A 20147-nucleotide genomic window follows, 5' to 3' on the forward strand; every position below is an offset into this window, starting at 1 on the left:
CCTTAAAGTGAGGAGGTATAAAAGAGGTGGGGAAACCATGTTACAATAAAGCCACGTGGACTTATCAAACAGGAAACAAGATAAATAAATCCTGCGGCAATGATGATAGCAGGGCCGGAGGGAAGTGAAAGATGAAAAGAAAGCAGGAGACCACATACGCTAGAAATGATTCCAAAAAGAGTGGAAAGCGCGCAAATAGGGCCTAGCCGTGAAAACCAAAAACGGGCTGTAATGGCTGGAATCATCATAATACCAACGGAAAGTAATGTTCCTAGTGATTGAAAGCCTCCAACCAGATTCAGCACCACAAGTCCAAGCAATGAAATATGAATATATTTACTCAATGGAGAGAGTGATTTAAAAAAGAGGGGGTCAAAGCTTTCTAAAACGAGTGCACGCCAAAAAATACAAAGGCTGCAGAGTGTAATCAGCATTATAGTAGTGATTAACCAAAGGCCTTGTGCATCAAGTGCAAGAACCGATCCGAATAAGAGATGAAGCAGCTCAATTGTTGAGTCTTTCAGTGAGATAATAATAACACCTGCCGCGAGTGCAATAAGATAAAAGACGGTCATGGATGCATCTTCTTTCTGAAAGCTGTTTCGTGAAATCAAAATGGTTGCTAAAGCAACAATAAGACCAGCGAAGATACCACCAAGTGTCATAGATATGAGGGAAAAGCCACAAATCAGAAAAGCAATTGCAACACCAGGAAGAATGGCATGAGAGATAGCATCTCCTGTCAAGCTCATTCCACGGAGCATCAAAAACACACCAACAGGACAAGCGCTAATAGACAGAAAAATAGAACCGATAAGGGCGTTTTGCATAAATTGGAAATCAACAAAGGGGGCAAGAAAAAATGCATACACGTCTTATAACCTAAGAAAGAGAGGATCATTGATGAGAAGATTTTGTTTTTGTGCGCTAATAGGGAAAGAATTGGATGTGAGAGGTGGCATAACGTGATGAAGGGTGTTGTTTAAAAACTGTGTTGTTTCTCCATAAAAGGCGTTTTGTTGATCAATTTGAATCATTTGGGGGAAAAATTCTTGCACGATGAGAGGGTTATGGAGTGCGGTGAGAATTGTGCGTCCTTGCTGTTGCCAGTATGTGATCAGAGCAAGAAGGTCTTTTTGGGTATTATGATCTACACCATTGAAAGGTTCATCAAGTAAAATAATATTGGCATCTTGTACAATGATACGTGCAAAAAGAGCGCGTTGTAATTGCCCGCCTGATAATGTTTCAAGCGAACGGGGTGCGAGTTCTGTAAGCCCAACCATTTTAAGAGCATTTTGAATCTTAGAATCATAAGGGCGCTGATTCTTCCATAATCCACAAAAAGACCACAGTCCTGTTTTTACAAGCGTTTTCACATCAATTGGAAATGTTTGATCTATATTACATTGCTGAGCAAGATAAGCAATGCGGCTTTTTTTTGGTTTTGTAATTTTTCCTTTAAGAGGTTTAATCAATCCGGCGATGGCTTTTAGCAGTGTCGATTTTCCAGCGCCATTATCACCTGTTATTGCAACCAATGAACCAGCTTTTAACTTTGCTGAAAAGTTCTTTATTGCTATTCTATTCCTATAGCCTAATGTTGTCTTATTGAAGTGCAGATCCATATTTTTTACCATCGTTGCTTATTATTTTGGAAACTATGTAATAATATAACGTTTGTCAACAAAATGTTATATTATTACAGAGTTTTGAGTACTGAAAATTTTAGTGGGAAGATCGTGGAAAATTAAAAATAATAATTGAATTCACCTTGACGAAAGAGAGAGAGTATATACTATATATAGTATCAAAATGATTGGTGATTCTAAATAAGCACAAGAGAGGGTGTTAGTGTGTTTCGTTTGGTATCTAAGTTATTTCCATTATTGTAAAGAGTTTATTGGCCAAAGGTATAGCAGTATTTTTACTGAAGGGTCTCTTTTGGAAGGATTTCCTTTCGTTTTTGTAATTGATTTTTGCCGTAAAAGAGCAAACAGAGCTCTTGAAAAACGGTAGTTTAGAACATTAGTTTTTTAGACAGCAGGAGGGAATTGTAATGCAAGCAAAAGATTGTTTTATAACTAGGGGGCGTTGCCATTTAAGTTGTAGAATAATCGCTTATTCTCATCATAGTTTTTGAAGTTATTTGATGAGGAATTCTGTTATGTTCAGGAAGCTGTGTATTATTTGAAAATAACCACATGTTTTGCGTACAATTTCTATTTTTTGTTATTCTTGAGTACCTATAAAATTATTAGATTGACCTTTCAGGGTTGATTGTTTGGAATTGTGAAAGTTGAAGAAAATGTCGATCACTATTTATAGCAAACCATCTTGTGTCCAATGTGATGCTACACGCCGCGCTTTTGATGCAAAAGGCATTCATTATCGTGTTGTTGATATTTCCTGTGATGAACAAGCATACAGTTTTGTTCAATCTCTGGGGTATCGTCAGGTTCCTGTCGTTGTTTGTGGTGAAAATCATTGGTCTGGTTTTAGACCAGATATGATTAGTGGTCTTTGTGCTTAATGGGGCTTATTGTTTATTATTCGAGTGCAACGGGTAATACAGAACATTTTGTCTCGCAGCTTGGGCAACGACTCTTCAAAATTGATAAAAGAAAGCCTTCTGCATTGGTTGGTGAACCTTATGTATTGGTTGTTCCTACATATGCAGATGGTGAAGGAAGAGGGGCCGTGCCGAAAGCCGTTGTCCAGTTTCTTAATGAAGCTGAGAACCGAAAATTAATTTGTGGTGTTATTGGCGGTGGGAATCGTAATTTTGGTCGCTATTATAATCTAGCAAGTAAAATTATTGCTGAAAAATGTTGTGTACCTTGCCTTTATCGTTTTGAGCTGCGTGGAACTGATGAAGACGTTATTTATGTAAAAAAGGGATTGGAAAGATTTTGGAAACAATTGGTATAGGACAATCGCAGAAATCGGATCAGATTACTGATTATCATGCGTTGAATGCAATGCTTAATCTTTATGATGAAAATGGTCATATTCAATTTGATATGGATCGGCTTGCTGCGCGGCAATATTTTCTTCAGCATGTTAATCAAAATACAGTTTTTTTTCATAACCTGAAGGAAAAAATAGATTACTTAATAGAAGAAGGTTATTATGAAAAAGCTTTATTTGAGCTTTATGATTTTTCTTTTATTAAAAAGCTTTTTAAACGTGCTTATGCATTTAAATTTCGTTTTCCTACCTTTTTAGGCGCATTTAAGTATTATACCAGCTATACACTGAAGACTTTTGATGGGAAACGTTATCTTGAACGTTATGAAGATCGCGTCTGTCTTGTAGCTTTATATTTGGCACAAGGGAATAAAGCTCTTGCTGAAAGTTTTGTGGATGAAATTATTACAGGACGTTTTCAACCGGCAACACCGACATTTTTAAATGCTGGGAAAAAACAACGAGGTGAATTGGTTTCGTGTTTTTTGCTACGTGTTGAAGATAATATGGAATCGATAGGTCGTTCGGTTAATTCGGCTTTGCAGCTTTCAAAACGTGGTGGAGGTGTGGCGCTTTGTTTAACGAATTTGCGGGAAGCTGGAGCACCAATTAAGCAAATAGAAAATCAGTCCTCAGGTGTTTTACCGGTGATGAAACTCTTGGAAGATTCTTTTTCTTACGCCAATCAGCTTGGGGCACGACAGGGGGCTGGAGCTGTTTATTTGCATGCTCATCATTTAGATATTATGAAGTTTTTGGATACAAAGCGTGAAAATGCTGATGAAAAAGTTAGAATTAAAACGCTTTCGCTTGGCGTCGTTATCCCTGATATTACTTTTGAGCTTGCACGGAATAATGAGGATATGTATCTCTTCTCATCGTATGACATCGAGCGTGTGACAGGTAAGCCCTTTAGCGATATTTCTTTAACGGAGCATTATCGTTCTTTTGTTGATAATGCAAAGATTCGTAAAAAGAAAATAAGTGCACGCGTTTTTTTCCAGACATTAGCGGAAATTCAATTTGAGTCCGGTTATCCCTATATTTTATTTGAGGATACTGCTAATCGATCGAATCCGATAGCTGGGCGCATAAGTATGAGCAATTTATGTTCAGAAATTTTGCAGGTGAGTGAGGCGAGTGAACTGGAGACAGATTTAACTTATCGCACGATTGGAAGTGATATATCCTGCAATCTTGGATCCATGAATATTGCCAAAGCAATGGAAAGTCCTGATTTTGGACAGACCGTGGAATCTGCTGTTCGTGCTCTTACTGCTGTTTCGGATATGAGCAATATTGCTTGTGTGCCTTCCATTGCGAAAGGCAATGCTGAAAGTCATGCGATTGGTTTGGGACAAATGAATTTGCATGGGTTTCTAGCGCGTGAGCAGATCTATTATGGGTCTCCAGAAGCGATTGATTTTACCAATATCTATTTTTATATTGTGACATATCACGCCATACGGGCTTCCAATTTAATTGCGCACGAACGTCAAGAAATGTTTGCAGGGTTTGAAAAATCAGCTTATGCAGATGGACGTTTTTTCGAAAAATATATTGAAAAAGAATGGAAACCGCAATTTCCGCTTGTGCAAGAGCTTTTTGCACGGAATAATATTGTTATTCCAGATCAAAAGGATTGGCAGGAACTCAAAAAATTAGTTATTGAGTATGGGCTTTATAACCGCAATTTGCAGGCAGTTCCACCTACGGGATCTATTTCCTATATTAATCATGCCACTTCTTCCATTCATCCAATTGCTTCAAAAATTGAAATTCGCAAAGAGGGAAAAATTGGGCGCGTTTATTATCCCGCTCCTTATATGGATAATACGAATTTGAATTTTTACCAAGATGCTTATGAGATTGGTCCTGAAAAAATTATAGATACCTATGCTGCTGCAACACAGCATGTTGATCAAGGTCTTTCATTAACATTATTTTTTCCTGATACAGCGACCACACGTGATATTAACCGCGCACAAATTTATGCTTGGAAAAAGGGTATCAAGAGTATTTACTATGTACGATTACGGCAAGTAGCATTAAGTGGAACAGAAGTTGATGGCTGTGTTTCGTGCAGTTTATAGGAGATCATCATATGACAAAGATTACAACCAAAAATCCTGTTGTGTGCGCTGTTAATTGGAATAGATTACATGATGAGAAAGATCTTGAAGTATGGAACCGCTTAACTGGGAATTTTTGGTTACCTGAGAAGGTTCCGCTTTCTAATGACATTCCCTCATGGTCAAGCTTAACGGATGAAGAACGCAAGCTAACGATTCGTGTTTTTACAGGACTAACGCTTCTTGATACAATTCAAAACACTGTAGGAGCCATTTCGCTTCTGGCTGATGCGATAACAGAGCATGAGGAGGCAGTTTTGACGAATATTGCCTTCATGGAAGCGGTTCATGCACGTTCTTATTCCTCTATTTTTTCAACCCTTTGTTCGACGGTAGAAGTTGATGATGCGTTTAGATGGTCAGAAGAAAATATTCATTTGCAGAAAAAGGCTAGATTAGTACTTGAGCGTTATGAAGCAAATGATCCACTTAAGAAAAAAATTGCTTCGACTTTGCTGGAAAGCTTTTTATTTTATTCTGGTTTTTATTTGCCCATGTATTGGGCCAGTCGCGCTAAGTTGACCAATACAGCAGACCTCATTCGACTAATCATTCGTGATGAAGCAGTCCATGGTTATTATATAGGTTATAAATTCCAATTGGGCTTTGCAAAGCTTGATGAAGCCAAAAGACAAGAAATTAAAGATTTTGCTTTTAACCTGCTCTTTGATCTTTATAACATCGAGTGCAAATATACTGAAGATCTTTATGATGCGCTTGGATTGACAGAAGATGTTAAAATTTTTCTTCATTATAACGCTAACAAGGCTTTAATGAATTTAGGTTTTGAAGCTCTTTTCCCCCCTGAGGTTTGTCGTGTTAATCCCGCTATTTTGGCAGCTTTATCACCAAACTCTGACGAAAATCATGACTTTTTTTCAGGGGCAGGTTCTTCTTATGTCATTGGCAAGGCGGTTGCTACCACGGATGATGATTGGGAATTTTAATGTTTGCATGCAAATAGAAGTGCGCGGGGTATTCCACTTAGATCTTTGCGCACTTCTAAACATTGAAAACCATTTTTTTCAAACAAATTGCAGACTTCATTTTCTTGAGAGAAACCAATTTCAACAGCGACATAGCCGTTTTCTTTTAAGTAGTTGGCTGCTTCATGGGCGAGTTTTCGATAAAAATCAAGTCCATCTTCCCCTCCTATCAGAGCGCGCAATGGGTCATGTAAGCGCACTTCTTTTGCAAGTTTTTTGATATCTTTTGCGGGAATATAAGGTGGATTGGAAACAATAAAATCAAAGCGATCTGCGACAGAATCAAACCAGTCGCTAAGAAGAGGTGTGAAGCGGTGTGCTACTTCAGCATTTTTTGCATTTTTTTTTGCTGTTCTAAGGGCATCTTCAGAGATATCGACTGCCACCGCATAGGATTGGGGAATTTGTTTAAGGAGTGCAATAGCAATGGCGCCACTTCCTGTTCCCATATCAAGGAATGTTGTTTTTCTCGAATTTTCGACCTGTTTTTGGAGAAAAGGAAGAACAAGATCTATCAGCGTTTCTGTATCAGGGCGAGGTTCTAACGTCTCTTGAGACAATGTAAAAGATATACCATAAAATTCTCGTGCTCCTATAATACGGTAAACGGGTTCGCCTGCAATACGCCGTTGTAAAGCCTGTTCTATTTGTATAATATGCTCAGAAGATAGATGCATATCTGGTTTAGAAATTCTTTCAGCAGCATTTATTCCTGTTATCCATTCAGCGAGTATTTTCGCATCGAGATTGGCTTCAGCAATTCCTTTCGTGCGCAATTTTTCTTGCATTTGTTGGATAACGTTCTTGAAAGAATATTTGCTCAATTATTATCCATTTCCATCAGCAGTGTTGTTTGATGATCTGAGATGAGTGCATGAAGAAGCTCATCAAGATCTCCCTCTAGAATGCGATCAAGCTTATACAAGGTTAGATTAATACGGTGATCCGTGACACGTCCTTGTGGAAAATTATAGGTACGAATACGCTCTGAGCGATCACCAGAACCAACTTGGCTTTTACGAGAAGCTGAACGTTCACTTTCCGCTTTTTGTCGTTCGATATCGAATAAGCGTGCCCGTAAAATTTGAAGGGCTCTTGCTCGGTTTTGATGTTGTGATTTTTCTGCTTGTACGACCATAATTCCTGTTGGAATATGCGTGATACGAACAGCTGAATCCGTTGTATTAACATGCTGTCCTCCTGCTCCGGATGCACGCATTGTGTCGATACGAATATCTTCAGGACGAATATCAATATCAATATCTTCAGCTTCTGGAAGCACAGCAACGGTAGCAGCAGATGTATGGATACGTCCACCTGTCTCTGTTTCAGGGATACGTTGCACACGATGAACCCCTGATTCATATTTCAATTTAGAAAAGACACCTTTTCCTGAAATGGTAGCAATAATCTCTTTATATCCGCCAACTTCCCCCTCACTAAGTGAAATAACTTCTACTTTCCAATTGTGAGCATGGGCATAACGTTCATACATGCGGAAAAGATCACCGGAAAAAAGTGCTGCTTCTGATCCGCCCGTTCCTGCTCGAATTTCAACAATAGCGTTTTTTTCATCAGCAACATCTTTAGGCAAAAGCAGAATTTGGAGTTCTTTTTCAAATTGCTCCACTTTTTTATATAACGATGGTAGCTCTTCTTGGGCAAGATTACGCATCTCTATATCTGTTTGTTTATCGTTGATAATCGTTTCTAATTCTGTAATCTCTTCGTAAAGAGCATTTAATGCGCGTATAGAGGTAATAACGGGTTGTAGTTCTGCATATTCAGAAGCTAATTTGACATATGTTTCAGCATTTGGATTCGTCGTCATTTGGCTTTCAATTATTTCAAAGCGCTTTTCAAGCTGTCTCATACGATCTTGTGGCAAGGAAACCATGATAATATTGGCCTAATTTTTCATAATACAATTTTTATAATATTTTGTTGCAATGATTGTTTGTTACAATATTGGCAATGAATTACCGTATAGCATCATACAAAGAGGGGTAATAAAGCAATTCTTTTTTTTTTGCCAATGAAAACTATTATATTTTAAAGGTAAATTTTTATAAAATTTGATTTGCCTGAGGTTTTTTATCTAATGATATATGATCACTTTTTTAAGAGTTTTTTTTTCCGTAAAGTTCAAGGCGGTGATGAATAATATCATAGCCAAGAGATTTTGCAATTTCCTCTTGTAGCTTTTCAATAACATCAGAATGAAACTCGATGACTTGTCCTGTTTCTATATCGATGAGATGATCATGATGTTGCCCATCTGCTTGCTCAAAACGAGATGGACCACCACTAAAGCTATGGCGATGAATTGTTCCATTTCCTTCTAATATTTTCATGGTTCGATAAACAGTTGAGAGTGAAATATTCGAATCTATTTTGTTTGCACGCTGAAAAATTTCAAATGCATTGGGATGATCATTTGTATCAGTCAAAATATCAAGAATAACTCGTCGTTGACGTGTTACTCTTAAACCAGCGGTGCGCAATTCTTGCTCATAATTTCGCTTTTTATTCATTTGCATAGTTTGCTTTTCAAACAAAGGCTCCATGACAGTGTTTGTATTTTTTCTCTGAACCGCAAGGACAACGCTCATTACGTCCAACTTTTCCCCATGTGGTTATATCGTTAGGGTCACGATCTTGTGGATTAACAAATCTATTTTCTTGTGATCGTGCCCATAAGGTGGGAGCATTTTCTTGACTTTGATCATTAAAGACAGAAGAAGCAGCATCAGTTTTCTCAGGCATGGTCGGTTCTGTGGGGTGTTGAATGATTTCAAAGCGCATAAGCTTAGAAGTGACAATTCGGCGCAAATTTCTCAACATACTTTGAAAGAGTTCAAATGATTCTGTCTTATATTCATTGAGCGGATCCCGCTGCGCATAACCACGAAAACCAACAACAGAACGCAAATGGTCTAAACTCACCAGATGTTCACGCCATAACGTGTCAATAGTTTCGAGCAATACTGCTTTGTGAAAATAAGCCATAACTTCTGGAGAATATCGTTCAGTACGCTCATTTTCAAGTTTTGTAACAGCATCTGATACACGCTCTAGAATTTGCTCCTCGGCAATTCCATCTTCTTTTGCCCATTCTTCCACTGGAAGCTCAAGATTAAAGAGTTGTTGAAGCTCTTCTTCGAGAGTTTTTGCATCCCATTTTTCAGAATATGTCCCTGATGGAATATAAGCCTCTACGAGATCCTCTACGACTTCATTACGCATTTCAAGGATCATTTCTGATAAATCATCTGCATTCATGACCTCCATACGCTGTTCAAAAATAACCTTGCGTTGATCATTCATGACATCATCATATTTTAGCAGATTTTTACGAATTTCAAAGTTTCGTGCTTCGACCTTTTTTTGTGCTTTTTCAAGGGCTTTATTAATCCATGGATGGATAATAGCTTCATTTTCTTTCAATCCCAGTTTTTGCAGCATACCATCCATACGGTTAGAGCCAAAGATACGCATAAGATCATCTTGAAGAGAGAGAAAGAATTTTGAGCGCCCAGGATCGCCTTGGCGACCAGAACGTCCACGAAGCTGGTTATCAATACGACGGCTTTCATGACGTTCAGTAGCGATAACGTAAAGCCCTCCAGCCGCTAAAGCTTTTTCTTTAAGCTTCTGAACATCTTTTTTTATTTCTTCAATTTTAGCTGTCCGCTCTGGACCTTCCGGGATATCCTGTAACTCTTGTCGGATGCGCATTTCAACATTACCACCAAGCTGTATATCCGTACCGCGTCCTGCCATGTTGGTTGCAATGGTGAGAGCTCCAGGAACGCCTGCTTGCGCAATGATGTATGCTTCTTGTTCGTGATAGCGAGCATTTAAGACTCTAAAATCGGTAATGCCTTCTTTTCGCAAACGCTCTGCCAATTGTTCTGACTTTTCAATAGAGGTTGTTCCAACAAGAATAGGCTGTTCTTTTTCGTGTGCTTGACGGACATCACGCACAATTGCCCGATATTTCTCTTCTGCTGTTCGATAAATCTCATCATCTTCATCAATACGTTGTATTGGCAAATTTGTAGGGACTTCGACAACGTCAAGACCATAAATATTTCTGAATTCTTCGGCTTCTGTTGTTGCAGTTCCAGTCATGCCAGATAATTTTCTATACATACGGAAGTAATTTTGGAAAGTGATGGAAGCAAGTGTCTGGTTTTCTGGTTGAATAGCAACATGCTCTTTAGCTTCTAACGCTTGATGAAGTCCTTCAGAATAACGCCGCCCAGGCATCATTCGCCCTGTAAATTCGTCAATAATAACGATTTCATCATTGCGAACAATATAATCTTTATCGCGAGCAAACAGTTTATGAGCTTTTAGAGCATTATTGACATGATGAACGATAGCGACATTTTCTATGTCATAAAGACTCTCACCTTTAAGATGCCCAGCTTGTTCGAGCATTTTTTCAATTTTTTCAGTACCAACTTCGGTAAAGGTCGTTGTTTTTTGTTTTTCGTCTATTTCATAGTCTTCTGGAGTTAAGGCAGGAATAAATGTATCAATAAGGTTATAGAAGTCAGTACGATCTTCTAGAGGACCAGAAATAATAAGGGGGGTACGGGCTTCATCAATAAGAATCGAATCAACTTCATCAACAATTGCGTAATGATGTCCACGTTGGACCATTTGACTATGATCGAAGGCCATATTATCACGCAAATAATCAAAACCTAGTTCATTATTTGTGGCATAGGTGATGTCGCATGCATAGGCCTCTCGGCGGGCATCACTATCAAGATCATGAAGAATCACGCCTGTTGTAAGCCCTAGAAAACTAAAAATTTTCCCCATTGTTTCAGCATCACGACTGGCGAGATAATCGTTTACTGTCACAACATGAACGCCTTTACCTTCCAATGCATTGAGATAAATTGGTAGAGTTGCCATTAATGTTTTACCTTCACCAGTACGCATTTCAGCTATGCCGCAGTCGTGAAGGACCATTCCACCAATAAGTTGTACGTCAAAAGGACGCATGTCATAAACACGTTTTGCGGCTTCACGAACAGTCGCGAAAGCTTCTGGTAAGAGCAAATCAACACTTTCACCTTCACTAAGACGTTTACGAAAGGCATCTGTTTTTTGGCAAAGCTGCTCATCACTTAATTTTACGAATTGTTCTTCCAAAGCATTAATTTGTGCAACTTTTTGGCGGAGTGCTTTGAGATGTCGCTCATGAGCTGAACCAAAAAACTTACGGGCAAAAACACCTAAACTGACCATCTCTGGCCCTTTCTTTTAATTGTTGTCACTCTTGTTGGGTAATTCATACGCTCTCCCCATACTCTACATTTTCTTCAAGTTATCTGATATCATTAGTGACATCATGAAATGCAGATGGTACCATTATACTTGCTGGTGTGCAATTTTTCACTCTAATTGTAAAGTAGAGATAAGAGGCTAAGCGCTTTATGTCAACTTTAAGTATGCTATTTAACTGATACAATACAAAGTAATTTAAGATACAATATGTCATTTTTCTCTATTATCATGTTTTTCATCTGCATTAGATAGGATTGGAGAAACTGAGATAAAAGGATAACTTTATACTTTTTTAAAATAAAATTACTAATTTATTTCTCTATGTTTAAAGATTAAAGTGTTATGGTAAAGAAAATTGGAATCTTGAACCTGCCTTCATTTTTAAGGAGTATATTTATGAAATTTAACTTTATCACGCTTTTTTTAGCATCAACTTTATTGGCAAGTACAAGTTTAGGGGTGAGTGCTCAAGAAGGTTTGAATTCATCGTCGAGTGATTTAAAGACTTTAGAGAAAGCTTCTGAAAAAGCCGTTTCTCCTTCTCATGTTATGGCGGTTATTGATGGGAAAAATATTACAGCAGGCCAATTGGATGATTTAGCGCTTGAAATAAATCCTAATTTAGCACGTTTTCCTGATGAACAACGCCGTATGATGGTTCTAAAAGCTTATTTAGATATGCAGGCCCTTGCAAAAGCAGCAAGAAGCAAAGGTCTTGATAAGACAGAAGCTTACGATAAACGTATGGCAGTCATGCGTGACAATGTTCTTCAACAGCTTTATTTTAAACAGGCGATTGTTGATAAAATATCGGATACTGATTTGGAAGCTCTTTATAAGCAAGAAGTTGCTGCTTTACCTAAAGAGGATGAGGTTAAAGCGCGTCATATTTTGGTCAAAACGAGAAAAGAAGCAGAAGCTATCATTAAGCATTTAAATAAAGGTGAAAATTTTGAAGAGATTGCAAAGAAAAGTTCAACAGATGGTTCTGCTGCCGTTGGGGGTGATCTTGGTTATTTTAGCCATGGTCAAATGGTCAAGCCTTTTGAAGATGCCGCATTTGGTTTGAAAGTTGGCGAATACACAAAACAACCCGTTGAAAGTCCTTTTGGTTGGCATATTATTAAATTAGAAGATCGTCGTGTAAAACAACCGCCTGCATTTGATGATGTTAAAGAGATGTTGCGGACACAGCTGATAAAAAAGCGCTATCAAGAACTGATTGTTGATTTGCGTAGCAAGATAGATGTGAAATACCCTGATCCTAATGTTACAAAAATCATGGAATCGCTTCATCAAAATGGGACGCTACTTCCCGATGAGACATCTGATGAAGAAGATACGGAATAGCTAGGAAAAATAAGTAGATAGCCTCTTTAATAGATAATTTGCTAGGTTAGTTTTGTTCAAAAAGCCTAGCAGTTTTCTATGAGAGGTTATTGATCTGCAATCATTTCATTTTTTTATAGAAAGCATATTGTGGTTTTGAAAATCTCTCCTTTGTCGCCTCAAAAGATCCAAGAGCTTTCTCCATTATCTGGTGTACGGATAGCAACAGCTGAAGCTGGGATTAAATATAAAGATCGTACAGATCTCCTTTTCATCATATTCGATAAACCAGTGAGTGTGGCCGGTGTTTTTACCCGTTCAAAATGTCCATCTTCCCCTGTAGAGCATTGTCGTGCATCGCTTCCTCATGGGGTTGCGAGGGGTGTTGTTGTGAATTCTGGAAATGCAAATGCTTTTACAGGAAGCAAAGGAAAGCACACAACCGATGCAATTATTTGTGCAGCAGCGAACGCTTTAAAGGTTAGAGAAGATGAAATTTTTATAGCTTCTACGGGTGTTATTGGTGAGCCAATGGATGCATCGGGTATTGTCAATCTTTTACCAAGTATGACAGAGACAGCAGAAGAGGGAAATTGGTTGGAAGCTGCAAAAGCCATAATGACAACGGACACATTTCCAAAACTTGCGACGCGCACTTTTGACTGTGGGGGAGAGCGTGTTACCATTAATGGAATTGCAAAAGGTGCTGGTATGATTGCACCCGATATGGCGACAATGCTGTCATTTGTGGTTAGTGATGCTACCATTTCTTCGGATGCACTCCAATCCATGTTATCAGAGGCAGTTGAGGGTTCTTTCAATTCAATTACTGTTGATAGCGATACCTCAACTTCAGATACGCTTATGTTGTTTGCGACAGGAAAAGAACATTTTCCATGTCTTACAAGTAAATCTGATCCGCGTTATGGGGTTTTTGTGAAACAATTGAGTGCACTTCTGCATGAACTTGCACTACAAGTTGTTTGTGATGGTGAAGGTGCTCGTCATTTAATTGAGGTTAATGTGGTGGGTGCTACAACAAATAATGCAGCTAAAACTATTGCTTTATCAATTGCAAATTCACCGCTCGTAAAAACGGCTATTGCCGGTGAAGATGCGAATTGGGGGCGGGTCGTTATGGCAGTTGGGAAGGCCGGTGTTGAAGTCGATCGTGATCTATTGACGATTTGGTTTGGTGAGCATCGTGTGGCCGTGAATGGCGTACGAGATCCTGAGTATTGTGAAGAGACAATAGGTACTTATATGCAAGGTAAGCACATCACGATTCGTGTTGATATCGGTTTGGGTAAGAGTACGGCGACGGTTTGGTCTTGCGATTTAACAAAAGAGTACGTTATGATCAATAGCGATTACAGAAGTTAATGGATGCACTTTATATTTAACAGTTTATTATTTTTCAGAGCAAATGGGGTATGTGAGCTCTTTTAGGAGCAGAGGGGATATGATAGAAAAGTCAGTTATCTTTATGTTCCCTATTGGGGAGTGATATGTGTATGAAAAGTTCCATTCTTCTTGTTGTTGCATGTGCACTGTTAGATCAGAATAATCGTGTTTTGCTTACACAGCGTCCTGAAGGAAAATCACTGGCTGGTTTATGGGAGTTCCCTGGTGGCAAGGTTGAGCAAGGTGAAACTCCGGAAGCATCATTGATTCGTGAATTAGAGGAAGAGCTTGGTATTTATGTTCAACCAAATAATTTACACCCTTTAACATTTGCAAGTCATAGCTATAAAACATTTCATCTCTTAATGCCATTGTATCTTTGTGACCATTATGAGGGCGTTGCGCAAGGACGAGAAGGGCAAAATTTAGAATGGATTTTTATTAGTGATCTTGATAAATACCCTATGCCTGATGCTGATAAACCATTGGTTCAGGTATTGAAAAATCACCTTCTTTAATGTGTTATAAGAAGGAAATATTGTTTAAATATAAATCAATATATTGAGTTATAATGATAATTTATAATTTTTTTATGTTGTATGGGGAAGTCTAGGGTCATAAAAAAATTTCTCATTTCAAATCTGTTTTATGTTAAATTAATCAAAACCATTCTTTTGCACGTTCCAAGCGGGGCGGGTCATGTGGATAAAATTATTTAAGACAGAAATAAATAAAATACGTGCTGAAAGAACACTCTTCAATAGCCAAGGGTTATCGCAACATTGAGAATTGGCAAAGTGTATAATGATGCCTTTGCGCGCTTCATAAGCATAAAAATGGTGGTAGATAATGGATTTATACTTTTCGCGATTATTATTGAGAGATTGTTTTGGATGCATCGAGAGATATTAGGAGTATTTATTTCATAAGATATCGATAATAGGAAAAATTTCAAAAAATGTTGCTTTTGATTAAGAGGGGCATATCCCTTACGTAATATAGAACGCCATTGTGTTGCATATTTACGGGGTTGTTTAAAAGAGACATCTCGCAATATTCCAAAGCCCATTTCGTGCTGGCACTCGTGAATGGTATAATGGTAAAGCCTTATAAGATAAAATCTATTGAGCGCCACTATCTTTACGCTTATGAAGGAGTAAGCTGGTTCCAATGTTAGTTATGATAGCTCTTGGCATTTGAGAGCATTCAGAAGGGATATTTTTTCTTTTCGTAATCATTTTTACTTATACATCAATTTCGCTTGTGATGAACAAGCAAGCGATTTTGATTGATTCAACATAAAAACAGATTTGAAATAAGAGAATTTTACGATATTTAGAATGCTTGATGCAGAGCGAATGATGGATAGTTATCCTTATAAATCAATCTATTGTATAATAAAAACATTCAATTAATTTTTTATAGGAGGCATGTATTAAGTTTCTTGAATTGGACGGCGTTTTGCGATGGGATATTGATTTTTTTTAGCGATACGCGTAATTGTTTTTTCCAATGGCTCAATCATAACGTCCATAGAAAAACCATTTGCGTGAATAATATTTGCGTGATCGACCATAATAGCAACATGATCTTTCCAAAAAATTAAATCGCCTCGTTGAAGTTTATCAGTATCTGTAAGAGGATTGCCTATAGTTTTTTGCTGCATATCGGTGTCACGTAAAACTATTTGATCGGTCATCATCATAGAGAGCTGAATGAGTCCCGAACAATCAATTCCAAAACCGCTGACACCACCCCAAAGATAAGGTGTACGGATAAAGGTTTCTGCAACTGTGACATAATCTTCATATACGCGTCCAATGGGGCTGAGATGGCTCGTAATGATTGCTGTTCCATTTTCAAGAATAGAATACATTGTGTCACGGACTTCAATTTCATCAACAACACTGACTTTGCTTCCCATAGATAATGGGGATACTATTGGTCCACGTAAGTCAGCGTGTAAATATTTAAATGTGCGTGGTACTGAAACCACATGTGTTTGTTTTATGGTTGATGTACAAAGAACTTTTGTATCAATATAACCGACATAACCATCTTTGAGTGATTGTCCCCACGACAATGTTTCCCCTTGTTCAAAAATGAGAAGTTCTTCTCCCAATAAGCATTCTGTTTGTCTTTCACTTTTTTTACTATTTTCTTTAAAAAGTCCAGCGACCGCTGCATTAACACGTCTTTTTTCACCTTGAACAAAGCGCTGAGCTGTAATTTCTGTTTCAAGACGTTGATCTGCTAGATCATCTCTGAATGCATGAAGTCTTGGGTCTTTAGAGATCATCTTTTTGCTTTCCATTTTGTTACTCCTTACCTTTAAACAAACTCATGAAAACTGTATTGGTAAGGTTTTTATCCTCAAACAAAACTAAGAACACAGTGTAAGACCAATTATTCTTTAAGCTGCAAAATTGTCCATTTTTGTGGATATTTGTGTCAAAATTCATTTTTAAAAATATTATAAAGGGCACGAATAGTTTGTGCTGATCCACCAATAGGGTATCCTGGTTTTTCTTTTGGAACCCATCCATAAAGGTCAAAATGCGCAAAATGTTCAGCTTTTTCAACAAAAGAATTAAGAAATAAAGCAGCCGTTATAGAACCAGCAAAGCTATTTCCAGTTACATTGTTAAGATCGGCAATTGGTGATGATAACATCTCTTGGTAAGGTTTCCAAAGGGGCATTTGCCAAAGAGGATCAAAGACAGCGTGAGCAGATTCAGAAATTTGTTTTGCCCATATTGAATCATTACAATAAAATGCGGGAAGATCTGGTCCTAATGCTATACGCGCTGCCCCTGTTAAAGTAGCCATACAAAGCATGAATTGTGGACTTTCTTCATCACCATAGGCGAGTGCATCGGCAAGGACAAGTCGCCCTTCAGCATCTGTATTACCTACTTCAACACTTAAACCTTTACGACTTTTGAGAATATCACCTGGTCGGTAAGCATTCGCAGAAATTGCATTTTCTACAGCTGGAATCAAAACGCGTAAACGGAAAGGCAATTTTGCATCCATGATAAGTTTAGCCAATCCCAAAACGTTTGCTCCACCCCCCATGTCTTTTTTCATAAGCAACATGTTATTGGCTGATTTAATATCGAGACCTCCAGTATCAAAAGTTACGCCTTTGCCCACCAACGTTATTTTAGGATGATGTTCTTGCCCCCAGAGTAACTCAATCAGTCGTGGTGCAGTGCTGCCTGCTCGTCCTACAGCATGAATCATCGGAAAGTTATGGGTTAAGAGATCGTCTCCACAAATACTTTTGATATGAGCACCATAGGTTTTTCCTAGTTTTCGAGCTTCTTTTTCGAGAGTATCAGGGTTCATATCATTGGCTGGAATATTAATGAGATCACGGACGAAAAAGACAGCTTCATAAATTCGTTGGAGTTCATTAAGATCAATAGCCTCATTGACATGGATAGATAATGATTTGAAAGAAGAATTTTGACGATAGCGATTAAATTGATAGCTACCGAATGCCAATCCAAGATAGGTATTTATTTCATCAGAGGTTGTACCTTCTAAATGCCATTGACCAGCAGGAAGTTTTTGAGCAAGAACTCCTGTGATAAAAGGATCGTTACCATTGCCAATTCCAAATAAAACTTTTTTTAAATGCCCGGTTTCGTGAGGAATAAAGAGTATTTGTCCTGCTTTACCAGTAAAGTCATTAACTTTTATCCATGCTGTTGTTGACGCATCAAGTGATAAGTTGGCAAGAGTTCTTTGGTTTACCAAGATGATAGAGCAACTGTTATCGATACGTGTTGAGGTAAAATGAATGTGGTGGTGCTGCATAGTTATGAGATCCTTATAGTCGTCTAAGTGCGACATATTCGACCAAATGATTTTTTCCCTTTCGTAGAATGAGATTGGACCGTGGTCGTGTTGGCAATATATTTTCCTGTAAATTTTTTAAATTAATCGTTTGCCAAAGATCCTCAGCGATTTTTGAAGCTTCTTTTTCATTGAGGTGGGCATAACGATGAAAATAGGATTCAGGATTTTGAAAAGCTGTTTTACGCAAACGTTTAAAGCGCTCCAAATACCAGTGACGAATGACTTCTGTTTCGGCATCGACATAGATTGAAAAATCAAAAAAATCTGATACGAAAGGAATAGCTTTCCCATCTTTAGGAAGATCACTGACCTGTAATACATTAATACCTTCAACAATTAAAATATCAGGACGATCAATGGTAATAGTCTGATTTTCTAGAACATCATAGATCATATGTGAGTAAAGCGGGGCACGGACATTTCCGATACCTGCTTTTATAGCCGAAAGAAAGTACAGCAACTTTTTAATGTCATAGGAATCAGGAAATCCTTTGCGATTCATTCGATTTTTTTGCTGTAAGATTGCGTTAGGATAGAGAAAACCATCCGTCGTGATCAGATCAACTTTAAGGCTAGATGTCCATCTTTTCAACAGTTCTTGAAGAATGCGAGCCGTGGTTGATTTTCCTACAGCTACAGAACCAGCAATTCCAATAATAAAGGGCGTTTTTCTACTCTCTTCTTGATGGAGAAACTGCTGACGTTTGTGAAAAAGTTCCTGTACTGCTTCAACATGGCATGATAATAGACGCGATAAAGAAAGATAAATGCGTTGGACTTCTTTAAGATCAATAGGATCATCAATAGAGCGTAAACGCTTAATTTCATCAAAAGTCAAAGTAAGAGGTGTGTCTGCACGAAACTCTGACCATTCTTGTGCAGTAAAAACGCGATAAGGTGAATATCGGTCAGAAACGGATTTGATCAGATTATCTTTCTGATTAATTTTTTGTATAGTCGTATCAATCATTTGTATTGGTCGAGAATTTTTTGCAGCAGCAATTGATTTAAGAGTAGACAGATGAGCGGCTTCATTTTCAAGTAAATTTTGTTTTGCATGCTCTCTTCTTTTAAGATAGTAGATCATTTTTCATTAACTTATAGTCCAGTCATTCCAGTTTGCACGGATTTGTGCTAATGAGTGCCCTTGCGCCAAAAAAGTCCATAAAAGTAGACGCGCTTTTACGGCTGATAAATAACCAGACATGAGAGCACCAGAAGCAATCATATCGATTTCGGAGCCTTTATAGCCATAAGTTATACGAGTTGTTGAGCCATTACAACAACGACTAGCAATAATGATTGGTATTTTTTGTGCATATTGTTGTACAAGGTCTGCTTCTTGAAAACTACAGTGTCCTGCACCAAAACCAGCTATAACAACTCCAGCATAATACCCACTTTCAAGGCATAGTTTCATTAATTTTGCATCAGATGATAAAGAGGAATAGAGGAGTGCAATTTGATGATCATGGTTTTGGGGAAGATCAAACGTTTTTGGGAAAAATTTTCGATCATTGAAATAAATAAGTTTTCGCTCTAAAATAGTTCCTAAAACACCTGCAAGACCTGATTGAAATGTTTCGACTTTGACTGTATGGCTTTTATAGAGCCAATAAGGTGAATGAATTGCATCATTTATGACAACGAGAACGCCCCTGTTACGACTTTGTGTGGCTGCTGCGACACGAGTGGCTGCTAAAATGTTGGCGGGGCCATCGGCGCCTGCTTCATGAGGCATGCGCATAGCACCGGTTATGATGAGTGGTTCGGCTTCTTTCCAATAAAGAGAAAGAAAAAAAGCTGTTTCTTCCAGAGTATCAGTCCCTTGTGTTAAAACAATACCTTCTGCACCAGCGGTTATTTGTTGTTTTGCCCACTTAATTATTTCAAAAAGCATTTGAAACGATAAAGATCCACTTGGTATTTGCATTAATGTTTGTGCATTAATATCAGCAACGTTATTTAAATCAGGAACACTTTTTATGAGGTTATCTGAAGTTAAAGTCGGTTGCATGTGACCAAAACTATCAGCAGTCATTGCAATTGTTCCACCTAAGGTCCCTATGGCTATTTTTTTCATAATTTTCCTCTAAAAAGCACAAACTGTTTATATAAAGCTATTTAGCAGTAATTTACATTGACAACAATG

At 38.0% G+C, this 20147-nt stretch carries 17 protein-coding genes; 7 read left to right on the plus strand and 10 right to left on the minus strand.

Annotation, left to right across the window (positions count from 1 at the left end; all coding sequences use genetic code 11):
• Positions 1-2: 2 nt before the first annotated feature.
• Together ACFILT_RS05305 and ACFILT_RS05310 are read right to left on the minus strand one after the other, a co-directional pair.
• The gene (locus ACFILT_RS05305; RefSeq protein ID WP_375678526.1) at positions 3-872 is read right to left on the minus strand and encodes a metal ABC transporter permease; all 870 of its coding nucleotides are present in this window, start codon (positions 870-872) and stop codon (positions 3-5) included.
• 3 nt (positions 873-875) lie between these two features.
• Positions 876-1628 (minus strand): ABC transporter ATP-binding protein, encoded by a 753-nt coding sequence (locus ACFILT_RS05310; RefSeq protein WP_375613293.1) that lies wholly within the window; start codon positions 1626-1628, stop codon positions 876-878.
• 680 nt (positions 1629-2308) lie between these two features.
• Between ACFILT_RS05310 and nrdH the strand changes: the two genes are divergently transcribed.
• From nrdH to nrdF, 4 genes are read left to right on the plus strand one after another with little or no spacing between them, the layout of a single operon-like run.
• The gene (gene nrdH, locus ACFILT_RS05315; protein WP_005774163.1) at positions 2309-2533 is read left to right on the plus strand and encodes a glutaredoxin-like protein NrdH; all 225 of its coding nucleotides are present in this window, start codon (positions 2309-2311) and stop codon (positions 2531-2533) included.
• A complete protein-coding gene (gene nrdI / locus ACFILT_RS05320; RefSeq protein WP_375613294.1) occupies positions 2533-2931 on the plus strand; it encodes a class Ib ribonucleoside-diphosphate reductase assembly flavoprotein NrdI in 399 nt (132 codons plus the stop codon). Before nrdH ends, nrdI begins: the two co-directional genes overlap by 1 nt.
• Complete coding sequence (gene nrdE / locus ACFILT_RS05325) at positions 2913-5063, plus strand: class 1b ribonucleoside-diphosphate reductase subunit alpha (RefSeq protein WP_375633944.1); 2151 nt, start codon at positions 2913-2915, stop codon at positions 5061-5063. The genes nrdI and nrdE overlap by 19 nt, the downstream gene beginning before the upstream one ends.
• Before the next feature lie 11 nt (positions 5064-5074).
• Positions 5075-6049 carry a class 1b ribonucleoside-diphosphate reductase subunit beta gene (gene nrdF, locus ACFILT_RS05330; protein ID WP_273722534.1) on the plus strand — a complete coding sequence of 325 codons (975 nt, stop codon included), beginning with the start codon at positions 5075-5077 and terminating at the stop codon, positions 6047-6049.
• Here nrdF and prmC read toward each other — a convergent pair.
• From prmC to secA, 4 genes are all read right to left on the minus strand, one after another.
• Positions 6046-6912 carry a peptide chain release factor N(5)-glutamine methyltransferase gene (prmC, locus tag ACFILT_RS05335; RefSeq protein ID WP_375679699.1) on the minus strand — a complete coding sequence of 289 codons (867 nt, stop codon included), beginning with the start codon at positions 6910-6912 and terminating at the stop codon, positions 6046-6048. The two genes, nrdF and prmC, sit on opposite strands and share 4 nt — an antisense overlap.
• Positions 6909-7985 (minus strand): peptide chain release factor 1, encoded by a 1077-nt coding sequence (prfA, locus tag ACFILT_RS05340; protein WP_375633948.1) that lies wholly within the window; start codon positions 7983-7985, stop codon positions 6909-6911. Before prfA ends, prmC begins: the two co-directional genes overlap by 4 nt.
• Positions 7986-8208: 223 nt before the next feature.
• Positions 8209-8700, minus strand: coding sequence for a Fur family transcriptional regulator (locus ACFILT_RS05345; RefSeq protein ID WP_375611830.1), 492 nt, complete (start codon positions 8698-8700; stop codon positions 8209-8211).
• Positions 8639-11356: a preprotein translocase subunit SecA gene (secA, locus tag ACFILT_RS05350; RefSeq protein ID WP_375678524.1), complete on the minus strand. Its 2718-nt coding sequence runs from the start codon at positions 11354-11356 to the stop codon at positions 8639-8641. Before secA ends, ACFILT_RS05345 begins: the two co-directional genes overlap by 62 nt.
• A 435-nt stretch (positions 11357-11791) precedes the next feature.
• Here secA and ACFILT_RS05355 point away from each other — a divergent pair, with 435 nt between their 5' ends.
• The 3 genes from ACFILT_RS05355 to mutT all read left to right on the plus strand — a co-directional run bounded on the left by ACFILT_RS05355 (position 11792) and on the right by mutT (position 14646).
• Positions 11792-12745: a peptidylprolyl isomerase gene (locus ACFILT_RS05355; protein ID WP_375611828.1), complete on the plus strand. Its 954-nt coding sequence runs from the start codon at positions 11792-11794 to the stop codon at positions 12743-12745.
• A gap of 129 nt (positions 12746-12874) precedes the next feature.
• Entirely contained in the window at positions 12875-14107 is a 1233-nt protein-coding gene (argJ, locus tag ACFILT_RS05360) for a bifunctional glutamate N-acetyltransferase/amino-acid acetyltransferase ArgJ (RefSeq protein WP_375613298.1), read from the plus strand.
• A gap of 125 nt (positions 14108-14232) precedes the next feature.
• Positions 14233-14646 (plus strand): 8-oxo-dGTP diphosphatase MutT, encoded by a 414-nt coding sequence (gene mutT, locus ACFILT_RS05365; RefSeq protein WP_375679700.1) that lies wholly within the window; start codon positions 14233-14235, stop codon positions 14644-14646.
• 917 nt (positions 14647-15563) lie between these two features.
• Here the strand turns inward: mutT and ACFILT_RS05370 are convergent.
• The 4 genes from ACFILT_RS05370 to ACFILT_RS05385 all read right to left on the minus strand — a co-directional run bounded on the left by ACFILT_RS05370 (position 15564) and on the right by ACFILT_RS05385 (position 20078).
• Positions 15564-16427 carry an NlpC/P60 family protein gene (locus ACFILT_RS05370; protein ID WP_375678547.1) on the minus strand — a complete coding sequence of 288 codons (864 nt, stop codon included), beginning with the start codon at positions 16425-16427 and terminating at the stop codon, positions 15564-15566.
• Positions 16428-16579: 152 nt separating this feature from the next.
• Entirely contained in the window at positions 16580-17953 is a 1374-nt protein-coding gene (locus ACFILT_RS05375) for a M17 family metallopeptidase (RefSeq protein ID WP_375678522.1), read from the minus strand.
• Between the two features lie 13 nt (positions 17954-17966).
• The gene (gene coaA / locus ACFILT_RS05380; RefSeq protein WP_375678546.1) at positions 17967-18965 is read right to left on the minus strand and encodes a type I pantothenate kinase; all 999 of its coding nucleotides are present in this window, start codon (positions 18963-18965) and stop codon (positions 17967-17969) included.
• 123 nt (positions 18966-19088) lie between these two features.
• The gene (locus ACFILT_RS05385) at positions 19089-20078 is read right to left on the minus strand and encodes an asparaginase (protein WP_375678521.1); all 990 of its coding nucleotides are present in this window, start codon (positions 20076-20078) and stop codon (positions 19089-19091) included.
• Positions 20079-20147: the final 69 nt, after the last annotated feature.

Origin of the sequence: Bartonella sp. AP7XZML, from assembly GCF_042195745.1 — a bacterium.
Lineage (GTDB): Bacteria > Pseudomonadota > Alphaproteobacteria > Rhizobiales > Rhizobiaceae > Bartonella.

What these genes read in the sequence shown, in the direction of transcription:
- ACFILT_RS05310 (WP_375613293.1), bottom strand. Translation starts at nt 1,628, where the DNA reads ATGGATCTGCACTTCAATAAGACAACATTAGGCTATAGGAATAGAATA.
- nrdH (WP_005774163.1), top strand. Translation starts at nt 2,309, where the DNA reads ATGTCGATCACTATTTATAGCAAACCATCTTGTGTCCAATGTGATGCT.
- nrdI (WP_375613294.1), top strand. Translation starts at nt 2,533, where the DNA reads ATGGGGCTTATTGTTTATTATTCGAGTGCAACGGGTAATACAGAACAT.
- nrdF (WP_273722534.1), top strand. Translation starts at nt 5,075, where the DNA reads ATGACAAAGATTACAACCAAAAATCCTGTTGTGTGCGCTGTTAATTGG.
- prfA (WP_375633948.1), bottom strand. Translation starts at nt 7,985, where the DNA reads ATGGTTTCCTTGCCACAAGATCGTATGAGACAGCTTGAAAAGCGCTTT.
- ACFILT_RS05345 (WP_375611830.1), bottom strand. Translation starts at nt 8,700, where the DNA reads ATGAGCGTTGTCCTTGCGGTTCAGAGAAAAAATACAAACACTGTCATG.
- secA (WP_375678524.1), bottom strand. Translation starts at nt 11,356, where the DNA reads ATGGTCAGTTTAGGTGTTTTTGCCCGTAAGTTTTTTGGTTCAGCTCAT.
- ACFILT_RS05355 (WP_375611828.1), top strand. Translation starts at nt 11,792, where the DNA reads ATGAAATTTAACTTTATCACGCTTTTTTTAGCATCAACTTTATTGGCA.
- mutT (WP_375679700.1), top strand. Translation starts at nt 14,233, where the DNA reads ATGTGTATGAAAAGTTCCATTCTTCTTGTTGTTGCATGTGCACTGTTA.
- ACFILT_RS05370 (WP_375678547.1), bottom strand. Translation starts at nt 16,427, where the DNA reads ATGATCTCTAAAGACCCAAGACTTCATGCATTCAGAGATGATCTAGCA.
- ACFILT_RS05375 (WP_375678522.1), bottom strand. Translation starts at nt 17,953, where the DNA reads ATGCAGCACCACCACATTCATTTTACCTCAACACGTATCGATAACAGT.
- coaA (WP_375678546.1), bottom strand. Translation starts at nt 18,965, where the DNA reads ATGATTGATACGACTATACAAAAAATTAATCAGAAAGATAATCTGATC.
- ACFILT_RS05385 (WP_375678521.1), bottom strand. Translation starts at nt 20,078, where the DNA reads ATGAAAAAAATAGCCATAGGGACCTTAGGTGGAACAATTGCAATGACT.